Origin of the sequence: Pontibacter anaerobius, assembly GCF_026241195.1 — a bacterium.
Classification (GTDB): Bacteria; Bacteroidota; Bacteroidia; order Cytophagales; family Hymenobacteraceae; genus Pontibacter; species Pontibacter anaerobius.
Genome location: NZ_JAPFQO010000013.1, coordinates 1 through 20,109, shown reverse-complemented (window position 1 = coordinate 20,109; position 20,109 = coordinate 1). Strand labels below are relative to the sequence as shown.

General features: G+C 50.3%; 18 protein-coding genes. 5 read left to right on the top strand and 13 right to left on the bottom strand.

Annotated features, from left to right (window positions below; translation table 11 throughout):
• Nucleotides 1–125 precede the first annotated feature (125 nt).
• Nucleotides 126–1,181 carry a sensor histidine kinase gene (locus tag OO017_RS17725; RefSeq protein ID WP_266054036.1) on the top strand — a complete coding sequence of 352 codons (1,056 nt, stop codon included), beginning with the start codon at nt 126–128 and terminating at the stop codon, nt 1,179–1,181.
• Complete coding sequence (locus tag OO017_RS17720; RefSeq protein WP_266054035.1) at nt 1,162–1,920, top strand: LytR/AlgR family response regulator transcription factor; 759 nt, start codon at nt 1,162–1,164, stop codon at nt 1,918–1,920. Before OO017_RS17725 ends, OO017_RS17720 begins: the two co-directional genes overlap by 20 nt.
• Before the next feature lie 364 nt (nt 1,921–2,284).
• Here the strand turns inward: OO017_RS17720 and arsB are convergent, their stop codons facing one another.
• The 6 genes from arsB to OO017_RS17690 form a co-directional block, all read right to left on the bottom strand.
• Complete coding sequence (gene arsB / locus OO017_RS17715; protein ID WP_266054034.1) at nt 2,285–3,370, bottom strand: ACR3 family arsenite efflux transporter; 1,086 nt, start codon at nt 3,368–3,370, stop codon at nt 2,285–2,287.
• A 54-nt stretch (nt 3,371–3,424) separates the two neighbouring features.
• Nucleotides 3,425–4,195 carry a metallophosphoesterase family protein gene (locus OO017_RS17710; RefSeq protein WP_266054033.1) on the bottom strand — a complete coding sequence of 257 codons (771 nt, stop codon included), beginning with the start codon at nt 4,193–4,195 and terminating at the stop codon, nt 3,425–3,427.
• An 88-nt stretch (nt 4,196–4,283) separates the two neighbouring features.
• Nucleotides 4,284–4,817 carry an ArsI/CadI family heavy metal resistance metalloenzyme gene (locus OO017_RS17705; RefSeq protein WP_266054032.1) on the bottom strand — a complete coding sequence of 178 codons (534 nt, stop codon included), beginning with the start codon at nt 4,815–4,817 and terminating at the stop codon, nt 4,284–4,286.
• Between the two features lie 33 nt (nt 4,818–4,850).
• On the bottom strand, nt 4,851–5,228 hold the full coding sequence (locus tag OO017_RS17700; protein WP_439651326.1) for an ArsR/SmtB family transcription factor: 378 nt from the start codon (nt 5,226–5,228) through the stop codon (nt 4,851–4,853).
• 247 nt (nt 5,229–5,475) lie between these two features.
• Entirely contained in the window at nt 5,476–6,039 is a 564-nt protein-coding gene (locus tag OO017_RS17695; protein ID WP_266054031.1) for a hypothetical protein, read from the bottom strand.
• Between the two features lie 76 nt (nt 6,040–6,115).
• A complete protein-coding gene (locus OO017_RS17690; protein WP_266054030.1) occupies nt 6,116–6,811 on the bottom strand; it encodes a hypothetical protein in 696 nt (231 codons plus the stop codon).
• A 135-nt stretch (nt 6,812–6,946) separates the two neighbouring features.
• Between OO017_RS17690 and OO017_RS17685 the strand changes: the two genes are divergently transcribed.
• Both OO017_RS17685 and OO017_RS17680 read left to right on the top strand, forming a co-directional pair.
• Nucleotides 6,947–7,687 (top strand): hypothetical protein, encoded by a 741-nt coding sequence (locus OO017_RS17685; protein WP_266054029.1) that lies wholly within the window; start codon nt 6,947–6,949, stop codon nt 7,685–7,687.
• A 69-nt stretch (nt 7,688–7,756) separates the two neighbouring features.
• Nucleotides 7,757–7,993: a hypothetical protein gene (locus OO017_RS17680; protein ID WP_266054028.1), complete on the top strand. Its 237-nt coding sequence runs from the start codon at nt 7,757–7,759 to the stop codon at nt 7,991–7,993.
• 130 nt (nt 7,994–8,123) lie between these two features.
• On the opposite strand, the gene OO017_RS17675 is transcribed toward OO017_RS17680, so the two are convergent.
• Both OO017_RS17675 and OO017_RS17670 read right to left on the bottom strand, forming a co-directional pair.
• The gene (locus OO017_RS17675) at nt 8,124–8,369 is read right to left on the bottom strand and encodes a hypothetical protein (protein WP_266054027.1); all 246 of its coding nucleotides are present in this window, start codon (nt 8,367–8,369) and stop codon (nt 8,124–8,126) included.
• 348 nt (nt 8,370–8,717) lie between these two features.
• A complete protein-coding gene (locus tag OO017_RS17670) occupies nt 8,718–14,567 on the bottom strand; it encodes a carboxypeptidase-like regulatory domain-containing protein (protein WP_266054026.1) in 5,850 nt (1,949 codons plus the stop codon).
• A 229-nt stretch (nt 14,568–14,796) separates the two neighbouring features.
• Between OO017_RS17670 and OO017_RS17665 the strand changes: the two genes are divergently transcribed.
• The gene (locus OO017_RS17665) at nt 14,797–15,414 is read left to right on the top strand and encodes a TetR/AcrR family transcriptional regulator (RefSeq protein ID WP_266054025.1); all 618 of its coding nucleotides are present in this window, start codon (nt 14,797–14,799) and stop codon (nt 15,412–15,414) included.
• 90 nt (nt 15,415–15,504) lie between these two features.
• Here the strand turns inward: OO017_RS17665 and OO017_RS17660 are convergent, their stop codons facing one another.
• From OO017_RS17660 to OO017_RS17640, 5 genes are all read right to left on the bottom strand, one after another.
• Nucleotides 15,505–16,662: an iron-containing alcohol dehydrogenase gene (locus OO017_RS17660; protein WP_266054024.1), complete on the bottom strand. Its 1,158-nt coding sequence runs from the start codon at nt 16,660–16,662 to the stop codon at nt 15,505–15,507.
• A 98-nt stretch (nt 16,663–16,760) separates the two neighbouring features.
• A complete protein-coding gene (locus tag OO017_RS17655) occupies nt 16,761–17,774 on the bottom strand; it encodes an NADP-dependent oxidoreductase (protein ID WP_266054023.1) in 1,014 nt (337 codons plus the stop codon).
• 173 nt (nt 17,775–17,947) lie between these two features.
• The gene (bshB1, locus tag OO017_RS17650) at nt 17,948–18,667 is read right to left on the bottom strand and encodes a bacillithiol biosynthesis deacetylase BshB1 (RefSeq protein WP_266054022.1); all 720 of its coding nucleotides are present in this window, start codon (nt 18,665–18,667) and stop codon (nt 17,948–17,950) included.
• A gap of 12 nt (nt 18,668–18,679) precedes the next feature.
• Nucleotides 18,680–19,816: a peptidoglycan DD-metalloendopeptidase family protein gene (locus OO017_RS17645; RefSeq protein WP_266054021.1), complete on the bottom strand. Its 1,137-nt coding sequence runs from the start codon at nt 19,814–19,816 to the stop codon at nt 18,680–18,682.
• A gap of 56 nt (nt 19,817–19,872) precedes the next feature.
• On the bottom strand, nt 19,873–20,109 hold a 237-nt coding region (locus OO017_RS17640; protein ID WP_266054020.1), incomplete at its 5' end, for an FAD-dependent oxidoreductase.

Below are 20,109 nucleotides of genomic sequence, written 5' to 3'. Positions count from 1 at the left end.
ACTGCTTCTGCTGCAAGTATAAAGGCTGCCCTTGCTTTTTGGCTGCAAATAACCTTCCTTAGTTCCTAATTACAGTATCCTGCTCGTTTAAGGCCAGGAACGCCCTATTAAATCGCCACATGAGCATGCAACAGCAACTAAACCTTATCCTTAAAAGGATTGGCATTGCGGCCCTAACAACAGTGCTGTTCTTTTACATGATGGTGTTCATTCACACCGGATCGATCTGGATTTTCCAGAAAAGCTTCCTGACTGAACTCTCCCTCATCATATTGTTTTTGCTGGCCCTTTTCTGGGCTCTTGACTATATTTCCCAATTTTTCGGCAAGGGCTATGGGGCACGTATAAATGCATGGCTTAAACCCTTTGTCGAGGGTGCTACGGTTATACTGGTGGCCAATGCCTTGAACGCTGTTTTTATACTTATACCCTACTTAACTTTTGTAGAGGGCTTCGTTATGGATCCCATGCGTGTCAGGCTCGGCTTTGTCGTGAGTACGATCGCCTCTTTGTTCTTCTATTATTTCGTAGAACGCGAGAGGAGCAAAAAGCAATTACAGGAGCAGCTCCTAAGATCGGAGCAGTTACAGAAAGAGAGCTTCAAGGCACAACTCGAGTCGCTAAAGAGCCAGGTGAACCCGCACTTTCTATTCAACAGCCTCAACGTGCTGGGTTCCCTTATCTATAAAGACCCGGACCAGGCAGCACAGTTCCTCGGTCAACTCTCGGAAGTATACCGTTCCCTTCTCGACAATGGGCAGAAAACACTGGTGCCCCTGCGCACCGAACTCGAACTGGCCAACGCATATATTTACCTGATGAAGACGCGCTTTGGAGATAAAGTGGTGTTTGAGGTGGAGGTGCCTCAGGAGAGCCTGCCGTACGAAGTACCTCCCTCTGCTGTTCAGATGCTCCTGGAGAACGCTATCAAGCATAACGGCTCCACCTCTCAGAAGCCGCTCCGCATCCGGGTTTATACTTCGGATATCACGCTGGTGGTAGAAAATAACCTTCAGCCGCGAAGGGAGGATGTGAAATCCACAAAAACGGGGCTGGAGAACATCAGAAAACGCTATGCATTGCTGACTGACCGGCAGCTGGAAATATCGCAGACCGGCTCTGAATTTATTGTGAAACTACCCTTGCTGGAGGTCGAAAAGTATGAAAATAGCTATTATTGAAGATGAAGAGCTGGCCGCTGAGGCCTTGGCTGCCATTATCAGGCGGCTACGTCCGGAGGCGGAGATCATCCAAACCTTGCCCTCCGTGGAAGAGGCTATTTGCTGGCTCACGCTGCATGCCTCGCCCGATGTGATCTTCTGCGATATCCATCTCTCCGATGGTATCAGCTTTGAGATATTCAGGCAGGTAAGCGTTAAGTGCCCGGTCATCTTCACCACTGCCTACAACCAGTACGCCATCGAGGCATTCCAGGTAAACAGCATCGATTACCTGCTAAAGCCCCTTAAACCGACTGATGTTGCCAAGGCCCTTAAAAAGTACGAGGACATGCAGCAGCAGTTTATCGTGCAGCAGCTTAACGGCCTGCAGCAACTGGTTCACCAGCCGGCGCGCCATGCCACCCGGGCACGCTTTCTGGTTAAAATAGGGCAATCCATAAAAGCCATTCCTGTGGAAGAGGCAGCCTACTTTATGGCAGAGGAAGGCGTGGTATTCCTGGTGACCTTTGGCGGCAAGCGCCACATCATTAACTATACGCTGGACCAACTGGAAGAACAGCTAGACCTGTCCGATTTTTTCAGGGCCAACCGGCACCTAATAGTACACATAAACGCGGTGCAGGAGGTAAAGCCATACTTCAAAGGTCGGCTGGCACTGGAGTTGCACCCAGCCCTGGAGGGCGACCAGACCGTGAGTAGCAGCCGCGCTGCCGATTTCAAGCAGTGGCTGGACCTGTAGCCTCACGAGGTGCACAGCCACGGCATTTTTTAAAACCCTCCTCTTCAAGAAGGCAAATTACGCATCAAGCACTGAGTTGGAAACAAAGCTTTCACGTGATCATACTCTGGGAGATTGACTCCAGTGCCCTGCCTCGGCATTAGGCGGCTTTACCATTGCAGCCTATACTCTGTTTAGGAAAGAATATAGCTAGGTAAACAGCACAGACAATTCTTCCCATGTTAGGTGGCACAGGTTTATAGGAGGTCTGCCTAAGTTCTAGCTTCTTTTCCAGATCGACCCTAAGAGCCCACGCCACTTGTTCCACAACAGCTGGCACATTAGGAGGCACAGAAGCAGGCCTTTATTTGCTGTCCCACACTTCTCAGCGGGAAACTGCTTCTTTTCCCTTCTTAGAAATATAAAATCGCTTCCGCAGCCACTGCGCCACGTTTACCAGCAAAATGAGCGCCGGCACCTCCACTAACGGCCCGACCACCCCGGCAAAGGCCTGCCCGGAATTGATACCAAACACCCCGATGGCCACGGCAATAGCCAGTTCAAAGTTGTTTCCTGCGGCTGTAAACGATATCGCGGCGTTCTGCGAGTAATCCGCCCCCACGGCTTTACCGGCAAAGAAACTCACCAGGAACATCACCGCAAAGTAGATCATCAGCGGCAGGGCCAGCAGCAGCACATCGAAAGGTATACTTACAATGGTATTGCCTTTCAGGCTGAACATCACCACAATGGTAAATAACAACGCGATAAGTGTAATGGGACTGATAGCCGGGATGAACTTCTGCTGGTACCACTCCTCTCCTTTCATCCTTTTGAGCACCACCCTGGAGAGCAGGCCGGCAGCAAACGGAACGCCCAGGTAAATGGCCACACTCTCGGCCACCTCGCCCATGCTTATACTGACCACTTCGCCCTTAATACCAAAGTATGGCGGCAGCACCGTGATGAACAGATAGGCAAACACGCTGTAGAACAGCACCTGGAATATACTGTTAAAGGCCACCAGCCCGGCAGCATACTCCCGGTCGCCCTCGGCCAGCTCGTTCCATACAATTACCATGGCAATGCAACGGGCAAGTCCAATCATGATCAGGCCCACCATATATTCTGGGTAGTCGCGGAGGAACAGGATGGCCAGCAGGAACATGAGCACCGGCCCCACCAGCCAGTTCAGCACCAGCGAAACCGACAGAACCCTGAAGTTGCGGAACACCTTGCCCAGCTGCTCGTACCGCACCTTAGCCAGCGGCGGGTACATCATCAGGATCAGGCCCAGCGCAATAGGCACATTGGTGGTACCACTCTGGAAAGAGTTGATAAAGCCCTCCATGCCCGGCACGAAGTACCCCAACGCCACACCCAAGCCCATCGCCAGAAAGATCCAGAGGGTAAGGTAGCGATCCAGGAAGGAAAGGCGCTTACGTTTATAAGTAGGGTTGCAGGTAGTCATATTATCTATAGGTATACTTTAAGTGATGAAGTATAAATAGCTATGCTTTATACTTTAATAAGCCTTGCGCAGCATATCGGCAAAATCGTTAGGCAGCGGGCTCTCTTCCACGGCACGGGCAGCCTGCTCCACATCGTAAGGCACACGCACGAACTCCACTTTTATACTTTCAGCCACGGCGGCAGTACTGTTCTCATCCAGTTCCAGCAGCACGTAGCAGGCACGCGGGTCGCCGTCCTTTGGTTTGCCTACCGAGCCCAGGTTAATGGCGTGTTTATACTTCTGCTCCTGCTCCGACACCAACTGCCGGTGATACGGCTTATGCGTATGGCCAAAAAGCATAATGTCGGCCCCGGACTCTTCCATCAGCCGCACCATGCTGCTTTCAGGGCGGTCCTCGAACAGGTACTCGTTTATCTTGCGCGGGCTGCCATGCACCATCAAAATCCGCAGCCTCTCCTCTTCCTTCGGCTGAAACTCCACCCAAATATGGCGCGGCAACTCCCGCAGGTACTTACGATTATCGCTGCTGATGATCTCATTGGTGAAGTTGATAGACTGGTTGCCTCGGGCTTTATCCTCCTCGGTTTTGTAGGCGCAGCCGCAGTCGCTGCTGTTCATCCCTACGCCCTCGTCGTAGTTACCGGCTATGGTCGGGATACGGTGCTGGCGGATGAGTTCCACCACTTCGTTGGCCCACACGTTATACCCTATCAGGTCGCCGAGGCAGTACACCATATCGGGTTGTTTCTCATGCAGGTCCTGCAGCACGGCCTCAAAGGCTGGCAGGTTGGCGTGGATGTCACTAAAGAAGGCAATTTTCATGTTTTAGTATTGGTTTAGCTATAGCGATAAAAGCATCAGCAAGTATGCTAGTTATACTTGCTGATGCTTTACTATTTATACTTTATACTTAGCAGCAGCCACCGCCGGGTGTACAAGCCTCGCCCTCAAAATCAGATATAAAGCTGATGTCCGTAAGCTGCACCTTTGGCTTCTCCTCTTTGGCTGGCGGCATGCAGCAGGCGCTGGCATCGGTACTCTCGTAATGCGGATCGTTGAACTCAGCATCCTCATGGAAGTAGTATACCTCCCACTGTACGCCATCCGGGTCCTCCACCCAAAACTTGTCCTGCACGGCATAGCAGCAGGCTGTTCCGATCTCCTCCTTCGATACGAGGCTGTGGGCTTTAGCCACCTCCAGGCGCTGCTCCAGCTCCTGCTGCGTTTCTACCTGAAAGCCCAGGTGACCGAAGTTCTGCTGCACCCGCTCTGGGTTCTCTACAAACGAGATGATCAGCGACGGAGTATCCAGTATATACTTGGCGTAGTTCGGTTTTACTTTGGCCGGCTCCTGGCCGAAGAAGGAAGTATAAAATTCAGTGGTTTTGCTGATATCGGACACGTAAAGGCTCACGTGCATCCGAGGGAAAATGGAAGTGCTCATGGGTTTATACTTTATTCGGTTGAATATTTATGTTTAACAGCTGCAGCTATCGTCGCAGCAGGTACTCTTAATCGCTGCCAGCATAGTTTCCAATAAGAGTCTGGCTCTGTCGTACTGCTCCTGGTCGATGCAGTAGCACACCGTGAGGCCATCTATCTCCCCTTTTATCAAGCCCGCACTCTTCAGCTCCTGCAAGTGCTGTGACACGGTGGTGCGGCTAAGCGGCAACGCGTTCGAGATGTCGCCGGAGATGCAGCTCTTGGTCTCGGCCAGGTGCTGAAGTATGGCAATGCGCGCCGGGTGCGACAACACCTTGGCGATACGGGCTACCTCCTGCTGCTCCTGGCCAAACTGTATGGCTTTGGTATAGGTCATGTGATATTCATGAAGTATGACGTAAACATACGTCATTGTTTACACTATGTCAACTATCGCTCAGAAGATTTTGTTCAAAAATATCTGTTAGAAAATGGAGGAGTAAGTATGACTGTTAAATCAATGCAATATTTGCAGGTGAGTTGCATTTGCAAATGAGGCAGCAAGCGAAGGAAATGGGCATAAAAAAAGCCGCAGCTCCTGCCGCGGCCTTTTCTCAGATGGAAATTTAATACAATGTACAGCTTCTTATACGGAATGGTTACAAAAAAGTGTGTTAGGCTTATCTGTTATACCCTCCCATATAGCCATAGTTTCCCCTGTTGGTGCGGTCGTGCCGGCCATAGTGGTCATCTCCGAAATCTCGGAACTCGTCTGCGTTTCCGTACGAGCTATCGTGGCGGTAACCATGGTTGCCACGGCTGTCGAAGTCGCGGTAGCGGTCGCCTTCTTCCGGGTTATCATAATTGGGGTTATAGCCGCTGTTGTAGCGGTAATGTCGGGGTTGCCTGCTGTATGGCCCCTCGGCATATGGAAAGCGCTCCACATCATTTAAGTCGTTGTCGGCTCCGCGAGGCAGACCGTAGTCCGCTGACCTTGGCTGGTCGGTATAGTTAGAGATGTCATACATCTCGTTGTAATAATCTTCCCGGTTCCCGGCCCGTCCTCCCCTGCTGCCGTACTCACGGCTGTGCTGTAGACGGTAATGCTCTCCTGGTTCATTGCGTGTATCACCCAGATGGGCGTGTTCTCGCCCGTGAAAGCGCCAATGGCGGTGGTTATCGTGGCCCTCCTGCCTGTAGTTCCTGCTGAAGTCGCCGTAATGCATGTCTCTTTCGTCTCTCATGGTTGTCTTTAAGTATAGGTGGCACCGGCCTTACCGGTGCCACCGTGGTTATACAATCTTATACTTGTTCCAGCCTTTAGCGACGGTCGCGGTTGCGCATGTATCGCTCGTAGTTCTCATCGCTCTGGCCCTGCCAGTTATCCATGTCGCTGTAATATTGGCCTTCCCCATAGTGTCGCTCACCACGGGCGTAGTTCCTTCCGGCAAAGCCACCGCGGTAGTCGTTGTCGTAGTTCGGGTTGCCCTGCTCATTTCTGCGGAAAGATTCGAAATCGCCACGGGAGTTTCGGGTCCAGTTGCCCCTGCTCTCGCCCCGGCGCACATCATGCCCAAAACGCTCATCACCCATACCATACCGGTAAGCTGACTGCCCGCTGCGGCGCAAGTCGTCGTAGTTTCTGTCGGAATAGTCAGCCCGCGCTTCGTAATGGCGACCGGAATTGTACTCGTCCCTAGGCACATAGCTCATGCCATAAGGATTATCACTGCCGCGATTGCCTCTGGTATAATCCGGCCCGCTGTAGTGGGCTCCTCCTGACTGGAAACGACCCTGCGGCGACATTTGGCTCTGGTCAGCATTGGTGTTAAAGCTGCGTGTATCGCCGTACTGACTGTCGGAAGCATCGCCGTAACCACGGTTAAAATGTGTATCTACCGTATAGTTGCCGCGGTCGGAGTTCTGCCCATGATGATGGCCGTGCAGCCAATGTGCTTCCCTGTCCTCGCGGTAGTCTTCTCGTCTTCTATAATCATCTCTTCTTTCGTCTTCCATAGTTTAGAAATTTAAATGGATTGATTTACTCTACCTGTTATTACGGGACAGCCCCGCCCAAGGGTTAAGGCAGTGTTAAACCCCAAGGCCCCGCATCCGTTAAAATGTATACATCAAAAACAAACCTTATTAACTATGGAAGGAAACTATTGGAATCGAAATAGAGAAGATCAAAACAGGGACAGAAATGAACCAGGCAGGTATCCTGAAAGGCAATCTCGCCCTAACGAGGACACTTACCGCGGTGCTTACCGTTTCGATGTAGACAGTAACCACCACAACGTGTCTACCTGGGACTGGCATTCCGGGCCATCGCAACGCCAACATCAGGGCGATAACTACAACCAGAACTATAACCGCGATTATAATCGAAATTATAACCGGGATTATAACCGAAACTATAACGAGGCGGACCGTAACCGCGGCTACGACCATGATAACTATAACATGGACAGCCGCTACCGCGACCAGGGCGATAAGCACTACCGCAGCGGTAACTACGCCGACTGGAACGACAAGGGCCACTTCAGAAATGATGATCATACCTACCAGCAGGGTCGCCGAAGACATGGCAAAGTGCATGACCGGATGACGGACAATGACCCTTACGGAGCCGGAAACTTTAGCGCAGACTATGGTCCCGACCATTATGGACAGGGCGGCGGAGAGAATTACGGCAACGAGGCAGGTTCTCTAAGCTTTGGGTACGATGGTACCAGCAACTACGACCCTGACTGGAATACGAAATATGATCCGCTGAGCGGCCATCGCCGAAGCTATCACGGTTATTACACCAGCCGGCATCCAGAGCAAAACGAGTCTCGGGACAAAAACAACGCGGACCGTTATGGGTATGGCGGGAATGAACGCTATTAGTATTTAATAAAAAGAAGCTGTATTAAGGATATTTTCCTTCGCTATTATTTAAATTAAAAGAATAACACGATGAACAAGAACGATAAGAATAAAGACAAACTAAAGAACGAGGATCTTGACAAAACCCTGAACAAGGGCAACAAGGTACCAAACATTAACCCAACCGGACAGAGCAAAACCATCAGCAACGAGGAAGCCATGAAAGGTAAAGTTGGCGGGGCCCCATCGCAAAAGAGCGGTAGCCGGGGCAGCGCTGACGTTCAGGATGGCGGTACAGATATTGGCAGCAGTGCCGGAAGTCACTAAATAAACTATTAATTAAGCAAAGAAGGCTATCTCTTACAGGATAGCCTTCTTTATACTTCTGAAACAACAAAAGCCACTGGTTAAGGTGGCTTTTGCTGTTTCAGAAGTATACTAGTAAAATAAAATCAGTCTATTGCAGTTCCTCCTGCTCCATGTATTCCCACATGGCATCTTCGCTGGCACCACTCTTGTAAGCATAGATCAGCATGGTAGTATACACGCCAACCAACAGGAAGCTTAGTGGAATAGAGAAAACAAACGATACAATCAGGGTTTTAATCGGATCCGGTTTCGATCTCATTTTGGTAGAGGCATACCAGAAGAACAACAAGTTAAAAATACCGGAAAAAACGATTAGGTTGATGATGTCTAGCATTGGCTAATAGTTAGATTGCCTGTTGATGCTGAGAGATACAACTTCACATGAAATGTGTACTTTATCAGCATTGTTTTTAATTTGTTTACTAACTGTCGTCGGTTGTTTTTTGTTTTCCCGGTAAGCTTTTACCGGAACTGCTTGATGCAATTTAGAAGACTCCCTTTAAAAATACAAGTTTAGAAGAAATAAAATTTACAGAAACATAATAATTGCAAATAAATAGTCTGCACTATATATCAAGCTTTTAATGTATACCTGCCAGCGCTATTACACCCGCCAATTAAGACATTGGATGACATATTAATGCAAAAAATGGCCTAAGCTTTTCTGATTTGATGAATCAAGTTACTTGATCCACACCTCTTTTAGTTCATCCCTGCCATAAAAAGTAGGAAAATACATTAGCTCTGCCTTAGCCGGGTTCAGTGTGTACCTGCCACTGAACCGGGGCTGCAACATAATGCTGAATGTATAACTGCCTTTTTTCAGGCTGCTGCAGAAAATAGCTGTTTTATGGCGGAAGTATTCGCGGTGCACCTCATTCGGGCCGTTCTGCATTTTCTCTCCGTAAGAGCAACCCGCTGGTATGGGCACCTCAATCATTACAAAATCGGCATCGCCCCTGGCTGTAACCTCCACTACCAGCTCAACTGGCTTTCCGGCTTCCAGCACGGCTGCGCTTCCCATTCCTTTAAAGTGTGTTTTTACCACAAAATCCTTTTTCACCGCCTGCGGGTTTCGCACCCACGTTGTTTGGTAAGCTGTAAAGTATAAAGGCTGCGTACCCTGCTTCTTAATCTGCAGCGGCTTATCCGCATTAAATGTAGAATCGAATGGGAAGGAGTTTATATTTGCCTGCAGCGCCCCACTGAGCTCAAGCTTTGTTTCCTGTAGCATTTTGCCGCCGCGCAGCAGGTCGGGCAGCAGCGTCTCTAGCACCTTGGCCGACTCATACGTGTTGCGCCAGTGACCACTGCGCCTTTCGTTCAGCAGCCACGCCTGCACTTGAATCAACTCTTGCTCATGCCCACCTGCTGCTCTCAGTATCTGGTATGCCAGCAGCGTGTTGCTGATGCTGTTGTTGAAGAGGCTATACTTCTGCTCCCCCCAATAAACTCCTCCCAGCATGGTGTGCTGTTTATACTTCTGGAGGGTATCCAGTTGCACGGGCAGGCTTAGCTGTTGCCGCAGCCGGGTCAGTCTGAACTGGTTCTCCAGCGAAAGCTTGGGCAGTTTCTCCAACGCTGCAATGTAGCGCGGGTACTCCACCTTTGCTTCCAGTGAATAAAGCATCTCCAGGGCACGTAACTTGTCCTGCCCTCCTGGCCGCTCCAGCCGGTATACCAGATCATCCACCAGTTGCTGCTGTTTATAGTTGGTTGTATAACCTGCCGACTTAGCAGCTAACAATGCCTCGTTTACGTGGTGGCTGATCCAGAGGTAGGGTTGGCCACTCTCCCACCAACTCCACTGTCCGCTTTCCAACTGGGTCTTTTCCAGGTGCTTGATTAATTTTTTAACATCCCGCTCATGCCTGAACTCCTCACTAAGCAACTGCCTGATGCGTTGCTCCAGTAACAAAGCCTTCAACTTTGAGGCGGCCTGCTCGCTGCACCAGTATTCATACTTGTGCAGGTAGTCTATCTCATCAAGCATTACTTGTAACAGGCTGCCTTCCACGTGCAGGTTAACCGGGCCTTTATCAAGATCAAAATCCAATGTGAAAGTCGTGTCGCGGGGGAGTTGCAGGAACAATCCGTTTGTCTCGGCCACGCCCCTAGGGTATACTTTTACATGGCGTCGCTCCCCGTCTTCGAACCCGTTTGGTTGCTGCAGTGCATAAAGCACCTCCACAGAATCAGGGGCAACTATAGGTGCGGTTATTGTCAGCGTATCAGTTAATGAACGGCTTAAAGTCAGTTCCTGTGTCCTGGTAACCTCTCCGCCTACCTCAAAACGGGTGCGGATGCGGGTGGAGTCAGGTAGATAGTTGAGCGCTTTGCCCACCACCTGTGCTTTGTCTCCCTCCACCAGAAATCGAGGAAGGCTTAATGTGCCCATTACCGCCTTAAAGGATCGGATGCTGCTGCGCAACATGCCACTCCGTTTCTTGTAGTCCATGCCCAGCACCTGCGTGTTCCAACTCGTCACATCCCCCGGAAAGACAACCTCAAACGTAGCCTTACCGGCCTTGTCTGTTACCAGGCGCGGTTGCCAAAAAGCGTAGTCAGAGAAATTGCTCCGGATACCGCTGCCTGCCGCCTGTTCTCCGGTGGCTTCTCCAAAAGCCATACCTCCGCCCCCTCTTTTGGTAGTAATGATGATTACACCTGCTACCCCTGCCGCGCCGTATAATGCCGTTGCCTCCTGCCCGCTAAGAGTGGTAATCTTCAGAATATCCTTCGGGTTAAGATCGGATTTCTTCCCACTAAAGGGCACCCCATCCACGATCAGCAGCGGCTCTGCACCTGCCACAGCGGAAACACCGCGTACCCTGATGTTCCCGCCAATAACTACACCTGCTGCTATACCTGCTAAATGATTGCTAAATTCTGGCTTTTCTTCTTCTACCACAACAGGAGTATACCTGCTGTTTTTTCTAACAGCAGCGTACCCCGTAACAACCACCTCCTCTAACTGCTTCATGTCTCCTTCCAGCACCACATCTATCCGGCTGTTACCGCGCACCGCCACCTCCTGTGTGTTATACCCGATAAACCTGATCGTAAGCATTCCATCCGAAGGGACAAATAACTTGTAGCCGCCGTTTGCGTCTGTGGCTGTGCCCACCATAGTTCCTTTCACAACCACTGTTACCCCCGGGATCGGGTTGCCTTCCTTATCCGTTATCCGCCCATAAATAGCGTGGCTGAAACTGCCTTGATTGTAAGTGGGTGTTGCCGGGGCTACTGCCGAGACTTCTTTTGGTTCAGGGTGCACAATTTTAGCTTTGCTTACCTGCCGTTCCAACTCCTCCTGAATTTGCCTGCCAAACTTGTCTCTCTCCTTTACCTCTGCCTTGGAAAAGTGCAGCCACGTTTGCCCGTTTGGCTTTACCTGCACCTGCCTGCGCAGGTACTGTCCCTCCCTGAACAACAGCACCAACTCATACTTGCCAGCCTCTACTTTGTTCAGTTGCTGCGTAAACCCACTGTGGATGCGAGCCTGTGCCATACCTCCGGCAGCTGCATAAAGTATAACATGCTCAGGTTGCGCATACACTGCCGTGTCTAACTGCCACATGATAAGCCCAGGGGCCTCATCCGGGTGGTGATGGGTATTCTTATCATAAACCCGGCTCAGGTAGTACTGGCGCAGTTGTTCTTCATGCTGCTGCTGTAAGTCGGCTTCGTTTACTGCCTCGTCAAACAAACGGATCTGCTCTTGTGGTAATGGGGCTTTATTGAGCCATACTCGGTCTGGCAGAACCTTGGCTTCCCGCATCTTCAAGAGTTCCGGCTCAAATGTGAGCAAGTAGTCGGGTTCTGGCGTGAAAGTGGTAGTGATACTGCCAAGGCGATTGAACTTCATTCTGTCCGGTAAAAACGGGCCGGCCAAAATCCTACCCTCATTGTATCCACTATACGGTACCTGTCTTCTGTTTTGCCAGGCATACTGCGGTAGCACCTGCACCACCTGCCCCTGCTTCAGGTAAGTGATGTCCTTATTGAAGTTTCGCTCCACCTGAAACAAATAGCGATTAAGCATGTCACGCTCCTGGTTCTGCAGCGCTTGCGTGCGTGGTGTAGATGCCCCTGTAAGGATATCCAGATCTATACTTAGTGTAAGCTTGTGCTGCGGCTTAAAGTATACTTTCTCCAGGGTGATTAGCTGTTCGGCTGTACGCAGCTTAATCGTATGGTAACCTGAATCGGCAGGAAAGGCATAGTTGGGCAGTACATCCGTGCCGGAGAAGTACACGGGCACCTCATCCACAAAAATGACATGCACCGGCTGCACTCTGCCCGAGTCTACTACAAAGGGCGCAAACTGGGTTACGCTGTCGCGGCTGAGGGAGTACTCCTGAAACAGGCCTCGCTCAGGATACAGGAAGTCATAGTAGGCCAGGCTGTCCAGGCCCATTCGCTGGCTCCAGCGTTCCCAGTCCAGTGGTTTGGCGCTGCCGCCATGCAACCCGGAAAGCCTGAGCTCCTTTAGTTTTTTGCGGCCTTTATACTTGTCGAAGCTAGTCAGGTTAGGCAGGTTGTTTTCTTTGAATTTGGAAGTGATGGCGTAGGCGGTAAGATCGACCTTCGGAACAGGCTTACCAGCATAATCCGTTACGGCCAACGTCATACTTGCTTTCTGTCCCGGAAACACCACCTTAGGCGCCTGTAGGTCTAGATTAAGGCGCTGCTTGAGCAATGGTTCGTTCTGCTCCTGGTCTTTCGCTTCGCCGGCCCACACATACTGCAGCGTCACAAAGTATGGCGCATCACCTTTCAGGGGTAGGCTGCTGCTCCAGGCTCTTTCCTGCCCCTGCCCCCGCGCTACCAACCGGTTTTTACGGTACAAAAAATACCAATAGGGCAGCTTACGTGGGTTCTGGATAGCTAGGTATAAACTATCAGTATCACGGTTGGTCAGCAGACTGAGTTGGTCGTCTTGCTGGTGCAGGTCTAGTTTCTGTTTAAGTCCTTGCCATTGCAGCAGGTAGTGGCTTATGTAGGGGTCCAAAGGCAACAGCGCAGGCAACCGGACTTCCTGCTCCTGCAGTGCTTTACCGTTATTATCAAAGCCGGTAAGTATGGCGTTGGCTTTCGCCAGCATCGTATCTCCTTCCAGGTACTCTAACCGCAGGCTGTCCTGCTGCAGCTTTAGCTCCAACCGGCCCTGCCTGTGCAGGTACTCGCCGCGTACCTCTTTAGCCACCCGCTCGTTGCTGCTGTTCAGAAATACTACCTCTACCCGGTAGACAAGACTGACCTCCGGGAAAATGTGCTGCGGCAATTCAACCACTGTCTCTCCCTCCGCATCCAGCGGTTGCCGGTGCACCCACAGTGTATCCGGCACGAATACCTCAGGCTTTTCAGCCTGCAACACCTGCCCTGCCAGCACCACTAGCTCCATTCGGGCGTCCAGCAGGTTCAGGCCATTCGCATCCGCACCCCGCAGGTATACTTTATTTAGTTGGCCCTGGTATAGTTTCTCTTTCTCCAGCCTAGCCGCATACGTTGTTTCCTTCAGCTCATAGTCCTCATACTTGAAGTGTTGCGACATAAGGGTTTTGCCATACTTCCTGGGTTTGGTAAAGCTCATGTACTGGTGCCTATCCAATTCCAGGTTCAGGCTATCGTGCAACACCAACTCCCCGGTGTAGGCACCTGGGCGGTAAGGGTTCAGTTTTTGCAGGGTTTTATACTTCCCATTCACCTGCATCTCCAACCATACCTGCCTGCGGTAAGGGTGTCCGTTCTTTTTCAGAATAAAGGCTTTGTACTTAACGGTATCACCGGGCTGGTAAATTGGTTTGGTGGTAGCCACGTAGCCCTTGTACTTTACGCTCTCGCTCTGCTGATAAGTGTCATCGAAAACGGAGACCAGACTCCTGATCCAACCGCTTGGGCCATACTTTATACTTTGCACCACATCCCGCACAGGCTTCCAGAGATAATAGATTGGCCTGGTATAGATAAGTCGCCGAAAAGAGAAAGGGTACCGGTAGCCATTATCCTGATGGGAAATAGCCTCAAAGCTGGTATGGCCCTGATAAAGAATTTCTAACAGTCCACCTTCCTTCTGCTTTGCAAGCCTGTAAGTTTGCGTTTCAGCATCGAAAGGCACTTGTTTCCCCGAAAGCCATACTTGCGCCCCGGTAATTGCCTGACCCAGCGTATCGTGAAGTAGCACGTTTAGGTCAGCCTGGTTCTGCAACAATTTTATACCGTATGGCCGCACTTGATGGATCTCATACACCAGGTCGGAGCCAGAAGCGTACGCAAATAGGAAATGACCTTGCCCCAACTGTTTCTGATACGTGGTTTGAACTGCAAAAGAATCCACCAAAGTATGGAAAAAGCTTTCCTGCACTACTTTGGGGCCCTTCTCAAGGTATAGCCGGGCCTCCTCCGTTGAGATGCTATAAATATAGGTGTAGGGGCTGCGCTGCAGACTCTTCGATAGTTTTGCCTGCGCTATGGCGGGGCTGGAAAGTATAAGGCAGCAGAAAATTGAAATGCAAAGTTTGTACGTCATAGTCAGATGTTAGCATCTAAAGATACACATTCTGCTATATTTATGGCCCGAACGCACAGTTCTTTAACGGCAGGATGTGTTAAGCAACTGCAGGAACACGAAGTCCTCAACTAATCATTAAATCCTCCTTTAAGTTATAAGTTAATCTATATATTTGTGGGGTTGCCCACCATCAACAGCCTTTAAGTAGATGAGCAGGCACCCCTTAAAAGAATTAAGACCTCTAACGATGGAAACTCCGGACAACCCTCGGGACAGGATAATAGCCGAGGCAAAAGACCTGTTCTTTACCCACGGCTACAGTAAGGTGCTGATGGCAGACCTGGCAAAGCGGCTGGGTATGAGCAAAAAAACGCTCTACCAGTACTTTTCCGGGAAGGAGGAACTGCTTAACGTAATTATCCGGAAGCATGCGCAGGATATACAGCAGGAAGTGGAAAGTACCCTGGCGGATAACAGCCTGCCTTTCCCGGATAAAACAAGGCGCATCTTTGGTTTTGTGGGCACCAAGCTGCACGATATAAACCCGGAGTTTGTCTTAGATATCAAGAAAAACGCTCCTTCGGCCTGGCAGCTTTTGCAAAAGCACAAAGCAGACGCTGCCTTTCTGCGCTTTAACGCACTGTTGAACGAAGGGTATAAAAAGGGGTATATTCGGGAAAATGTAAACCGAACGATGGCGGTACTGCTCTACGCCAGTGCCCTGGAAACTATCCTGAACCCAGATTTTACAGAGCAGGTGCCGCAGGGGCTGATGCAGGAGCTACCTAAAACGCCAAGGGAGGTTTTTGATGGGTTAGTGAAGATCATTTTCAAAGGCATCCTCCGAGAGGATAAGGAGGTTTAGCAGGAGACAGTTAGTAAGCTCACTATAAGTATAAAAAAAGGCGCTGCAATGGTAACTGCAGCGCCTTTTTTTATACTTATAGTGTTATACTTACAGGCTCAGAGTGAGAATCTCTTTCACGTCCCTGATTTGAATATCGGCGCGCTCACCAAGATCCTTTACACCACGCTCCTCAAAGCGGGCGATAATGGTAGCAATAGTTTCTTCACCTACTTCGTAATCTGAGAGCCTGGTTTTAATGTCAAGCGACTCAAAGAAAGCAATGGTTGCCTGTATGGTTGCCTCCAGACGCTCGTCCTCCGTGCCATCCGTTACTCCCCACACACGCTCACCATACTGCAAAAGCTTCTCTTTCTTTGTTTCGCTCTTGTAGCGCAGCAGCGCCGGGAACACAATAGCCAGGGTGCGGGCGTGGTCAATACCGTGCAATGCCGTCAGTTCGTGCGCAATGTAGTGGGTGGCCCAGTCTGTCGGTACCCCTACCCTGATAACGCCGTTCAGCGCCATGGTAGCTGCCCACATAAAGTTAGCCATGGTATCATAGTCTTTTGGATTCTTCACAGCCTTCGGCCCCTCCTCTTTCAGCGTCAGCAGGATAGACTCGGCAAAGTGATCCTGCAGCGGCGCGTTAACCGGGTATGTAAGGTACTGCTCCAGCACGTGCGAAAAAGCATCCACAACACCGTTACTGATCTGCCGCAATGGTAGTGTAAAAGTCGTTTCCGGATCGAGCACGGAGAACTTAGGGAAGGTAAACGGACTTCCGAAAGCCAGCTTTTCTTTTGTAGAGACACGGTTTATAACTGCGCCTGAGTTCATCTCAGAGCCTGTGGCAGGCAGTGTTAGTACGGCGCCGAAAGGAGCAGCCTTTGTAACGGGTTCGCGTTTGGCCATAATACTCCACGGATCCTCGCCTTCATACTCCATAGCCGCCACGATGAACTTGGTACCGTCAATAACAGAGCCGCCGCCCACAGCCAGGAAGAAATCAATGTTCTGGCGCTTGGCAATGTCTACCGCCTGCATCAGCGTCTCGTAATGCGGGTTAGGTTCGATGTTGCCAAACTCCGTCACGTCAAACTCTTTGAGTGCTTCCATCACCTGGTCATAAACGCCGTTCTTTTTAATGCTACCGCCGCCATACGTCATCATTACGCGGGCACCCGCAGGTATCTCGTTTGCTATGGCGCTAATCTGTCCCTTTCCAAAAAGTATCTTAACAGGGTTATAAAAAGTGAAATTATTCATAGTAGTTTAGTTTTCTTCTTGATTTAACATTTGTTCTAGAAGCCGCTGGCATATTTTTAACTTTAATCGCATATACGGCCGGCTTACAGAAAATTAGGCTATCCTTCACGATCAGCCACTTTAACTAATTGCTTACCTGTATTCTCCCCAGAAAATAGCCCCAGAAAAGCCTGCGGAATATTCTCAAAGCCCTCTGATATGGTTTCCTGGTACTGTAGCTTGCCCTCCTTCAGCCAGGTTACCAAGTCTTTTGCCGCAGTATTGAAATTTTGGGCAAAGTCACTTACAATGAATCCCTTCATCAGGGCGCTTTTCTTAAGCAGGATAGGCTCCACGCGCATTCCGGTAGGCGCTGAAGTAGCATTGTAGTAGGCGATCTGGCCGCAGATGGCAATACGCGCGAATTTATTTAGCTTGAGGTACACGGCATCAGATATCTCACCGCCTACGTTGTCAAAGTATACATCCACCCCATCCGGACAGGCCTGCGCCATGGCTTCCTTTAGATCACCAACGGTTTTATAGTTGATAGCCTCATCAAAGCCCAGCGCTTCCTTCAGATAAGCAATTTTATCGTCAGAACCGGCCACGCCTACCACACGACAGCCTTTTAGCTTTGCGATCTGGCCTACCACTGTTCCAACTGCACCCGCCGCTCCGGAAACCACCACCGTTTCACCAGGCTTAGGGTCGCCAATGTGAAGCAGCCCGAAGTATGCAGTTAAACCCGGCATGCCTAAAATACCTAAATGGTAGCTAAGTGGGGCAATATCGGGGCTTATCTTGCTGAGGCCGCTTCCGTCGTGCACAATGTACTGCTGCCATGGCAAACGGTCCATCACCACCGTGCCCTTCGGAAACTGGGGGTTCCGGCTATCAATTACCTCTGCCACAATCCCGCCAGTAATAGGCTCACCTACTGTATATGGTGCCACATATGACGCTGCATCGCTCATGCGGCCGCGCATATAAGGGTCTACAGACACGTATAAAGACTTCAGCAGCACATGCCCCTCCTGCAGTGCCGGCACATCCTGCACCTCAAACGCAAAGTTCTCTTGGGTTGGCACCCCATTTGGACGGCTTGCCAACAGTATCGTTTTATTCTTCATTTGGTTTGGCTATAATATCATTTTAAATACACCACAACCAGCCAAGGGGTTATTTTGTTTAACGTTTCTTCTAATAACGTAAAAAGGGAGTACCGCTGTTGATGGCAGCGACACTCCCTTTTATACTTTTGTGTAACTAGCTGCTCTTTTAACGAGGCGTAGTTTTTAAACTTTTATAGTAGGTCGAACATGTTTTTCACCCCGATTTGGCGCTCTTTGGTAAAGCCTTCGCCATAGGTAACTCCAATCGTGTGGCCTAATTCCTTAGCCCTTGCCTCCACAAAACTCAGAAACTCAGGAGAGGAAATATAGGTGTTGGGAGAAGTATCGTCCGGGTTATAGAACTGGGATTTGAAAGCACGGATGGCCTCCATCTTCTTCTCCCAGTAAGGAGTAACATCCACCACAAAGTCCGGCGTAATCGGGCGATCCTGGATGTAGTGGTAAACAGCCTTGGGGCGCCATGCTTCCTGGTCCACACCATCAGCATCCTTCGTTTTAACCATCTTTAACCCTGACTTAAAGCATGATTCCGACACTAACGCAGATCCCCTTCCATGATCCGGGTGGCGGTCATGCAGGGCATTGGCAATCACTATATCAGGTTTATACTTACGCAGCATCTCAATAACCTTTAGCTGGTGCTCGCGGTCATTCAGAAAAAAGCCATCGGCAAAGGCAAGGTTTTCGCGTACAGGTATACCCATAACTTTCGCTGCATCAATAGCTTCTTGCTTACGTGTTTCTGGGGTTCCTCTGGTTCCGAGTTCCCCCTCTGTCAGGTCCACAATGCCTACCTTCAGGCCAGCTTCTACATGGGTTATTAGCGTACCGGCACATCCTAATTCCACATCATCAGGGTGTGAGGCAAAGGCAAGTATGTCTAGTTTCATTCTCTTTAGCTTTTATCTGATTCGCAGGGATCGCCCTACACGTAGGGTAGTACGAGTACTTATGCCATTAAGTCGTGTTAACTGGCTTACTGATACACCGTAGCGCTTGGCAATTTCGGAGAGGGTATCCCCGCTTCTAATTTTATGATAAGCGGCCCGGCGTCCACTGCTACTGCCACTGCTTCTGGATCGGTTGGCATAGTTAAACACCGCCGAGGTGATCTGATAACTTTCGCCTTTCAGTAGGTAATCCGGGAAATCATAGATGTTCTCCGGATCCATAGGGTTGCCCTGGAAACGCACTTCGTAATGCAGGTGCGGACCGGAGCTACGGCCGGTGCTGCCACCTAAACCAATAACCTGCCCAGCCTTCACGAAATCACCAGTTTGGGAAATGGTTTTGCTCATGTGGCCATAGAGGGTTTCGAGGCCGTTGTAATGGCGCACTACGATGTAATTTCCATAACCGCCGCCATCCCATTTGTTAATACGGATCACACCATCAAAGGCCGCGTAGATAGAATCTCCTGTATCCAAGTCTATATCGGTGCCGTAATGCCAGCGCCCGCTCCTTGGGCCAAACCGGCTCGTGATCGGGGTTTTCTCCAGCGGCATCTTATAGGAACGATCGTTGGCAGGATCATAGAGCTTAATGTCTACCGTATCCTTCAACTGACGGCTGTCCATGCGGTATGGATTGATATTACGCGTATCCCAAATCGCATAGTAACCGGCAATCCGGATCCAGGTAGAATCTACCAGCACCTCCTCCGACATCTCCACGATGTGCTGCTCCCCCAGGTCAAGCTCAGAGGTATCCTCACTTACAATGGAAAGCTCTTTCTTCGGGTTAAAATAAATCGACTGGTCAGCGTCAGAATCATCATCCGGAAAATCCTCATACTTGATAAGGATAGTAGTATCCGGTCGTACGTACTCGATCTTCGGTGTCTTTACCTTAAACAGGTCTTTCACCTTGGTCTGAGCCACAGCGCTACCGCCACTGCACAACAGGCAGAGCGATAAGAGTACAAAAAAGAAGGGTGCTTTGTTCTTTGACATTTGCATCAAAAGGTTGGCTGTGCTGCCTTCCCGCAGCACGTCATTCGCTAAATAAAACTGCAGCACAGCCATTTTATTGTGATACACCACACGCTGGATTTATACTTTGAAAAGTGGCGCTGGTGCTATATCCCATCGGTGAATTAGTGCAAACCCTTAGCAGCCAGGTATCGCTCGGCGTCGAGGGCGGCCATACATCCCGAACCAGCTGCCGTGACGGCCTGCCGGTACGTGAAGTCCTGCACGTCGCCGCAGGCGAAGACCCCGTCGATGTTGGTCTTGGCCGTGCCGGGGATGGTGCGGATGTAGCCGTTCTCGTCCAGGTTCAGGTACTCCTTGAAGATACCGGAGTTTGGCTCATGGCCGATGGCCACGAAGAA

Coding starts and splice junctions, on each gene's coding strand:
- OO017_RS17670 (WP_266054026.1), bottom strand. CDS start 14,567: ATGACGTACAAACTTTGCATTTCAATTTTCTGCTGCCTTATACTTTCC.
- OO017_RS17710 (WP_266054033.1), bottom strand. CDS start 4,195: ATGAAAATTGCCTTCTTTAGTGACATCCACGCCAACCTGCCAGCCTTT.
- OO017_RS17660 (WP_266054024.1), bottom strand. CDS start 16,662: ATGAATAATTTCACTTTTTATAACCCTGTTAAGATACTTTTTGGAAAG.
- bshB1 (WP_266054022.1), bottom strand. CDS start 18,667: ATGAAACTAGACATACTTGCCTTTGCCTCACACCCTGATGATGTGGAA.
- OO017_RS17695 (WP_266054031.1), bottom strand. CDS start 6,039: ATGAGAGACGAAAGAGACATGCATTACGGCGACTTCAGCAGGAACTAC.
- OO017_RS17725 (WP_266054036.1), top strand. CDS start 126: ATGCAACAGCAACTAAACCTTATCCTTAAAAGGATTGGCATTGCGGCC.
- OO017_RS17690 (WP_266054030.1), bottom strand. CDS start 6,811: ATGGAAGACGAAAGAAGAGATGATTATAGAAGACGAGAAGACTACCGC.
- OO017_RS17700 (WP_439651326.1), bottom strand. CDS start 5,228: ATGACGTATGTTTACGTCATACTTCATGAATATCACATGACCTATACC.
- OO017_RS17655 (WP_266054023.1), bottom strand. CDS start 17,774: ATGAAGAATAAAACGATACTGTTGGCAAGCCGTCCAAATGGGGTGCCA.
- OO017_RS17720 (WP_266054035.1), top strand. CDS start 1,162: ATGAAAATAGCTATTATTGAAGATGAAGAGCTGGCCGCTGAGGCCTTG.
- arsB (WP_266054034.1), bottom strand. CDS start 3,370: ATGACTACCTGCAACCCTACTTATAAACGTAAGCGCCTTTCCTTCCTG.
- OO017_RS17680 (WP_266054028.1), top strand. CDS start 7,757: ATGAACAAGAACGATAAGAATAAAGACAAACTAAAGAACGAGGATCTT.
- OO017_RS17665 (WP_266054025.1), top strand. CDS start 14,797: ATGGAAACTCCGGACAACCCTCGGGACAGGATAATAGCCGAGGCAAAA.
- OO017_RS17675 (WP_266054027.1), bottom strand. CDS start 8,369: ATGCTAGACATCATCAACCTAATCGTTTTTTCCGGTATTTTTAACTTG.
- OO017_RS17685 (WP_266054029.1), top strand. CDS start 6,947: ATGGAAGGAAACTATTGGAATCGAAATAGAGAAGATCAAAACAGGGAC.
- OO017_RS17705 (WP_266054032.1), bottom strand. CDS start 4,817: ATGAGCACTTCCATTTTCCCTCGGATGCACGTGAGCCTTTACGTGTCC.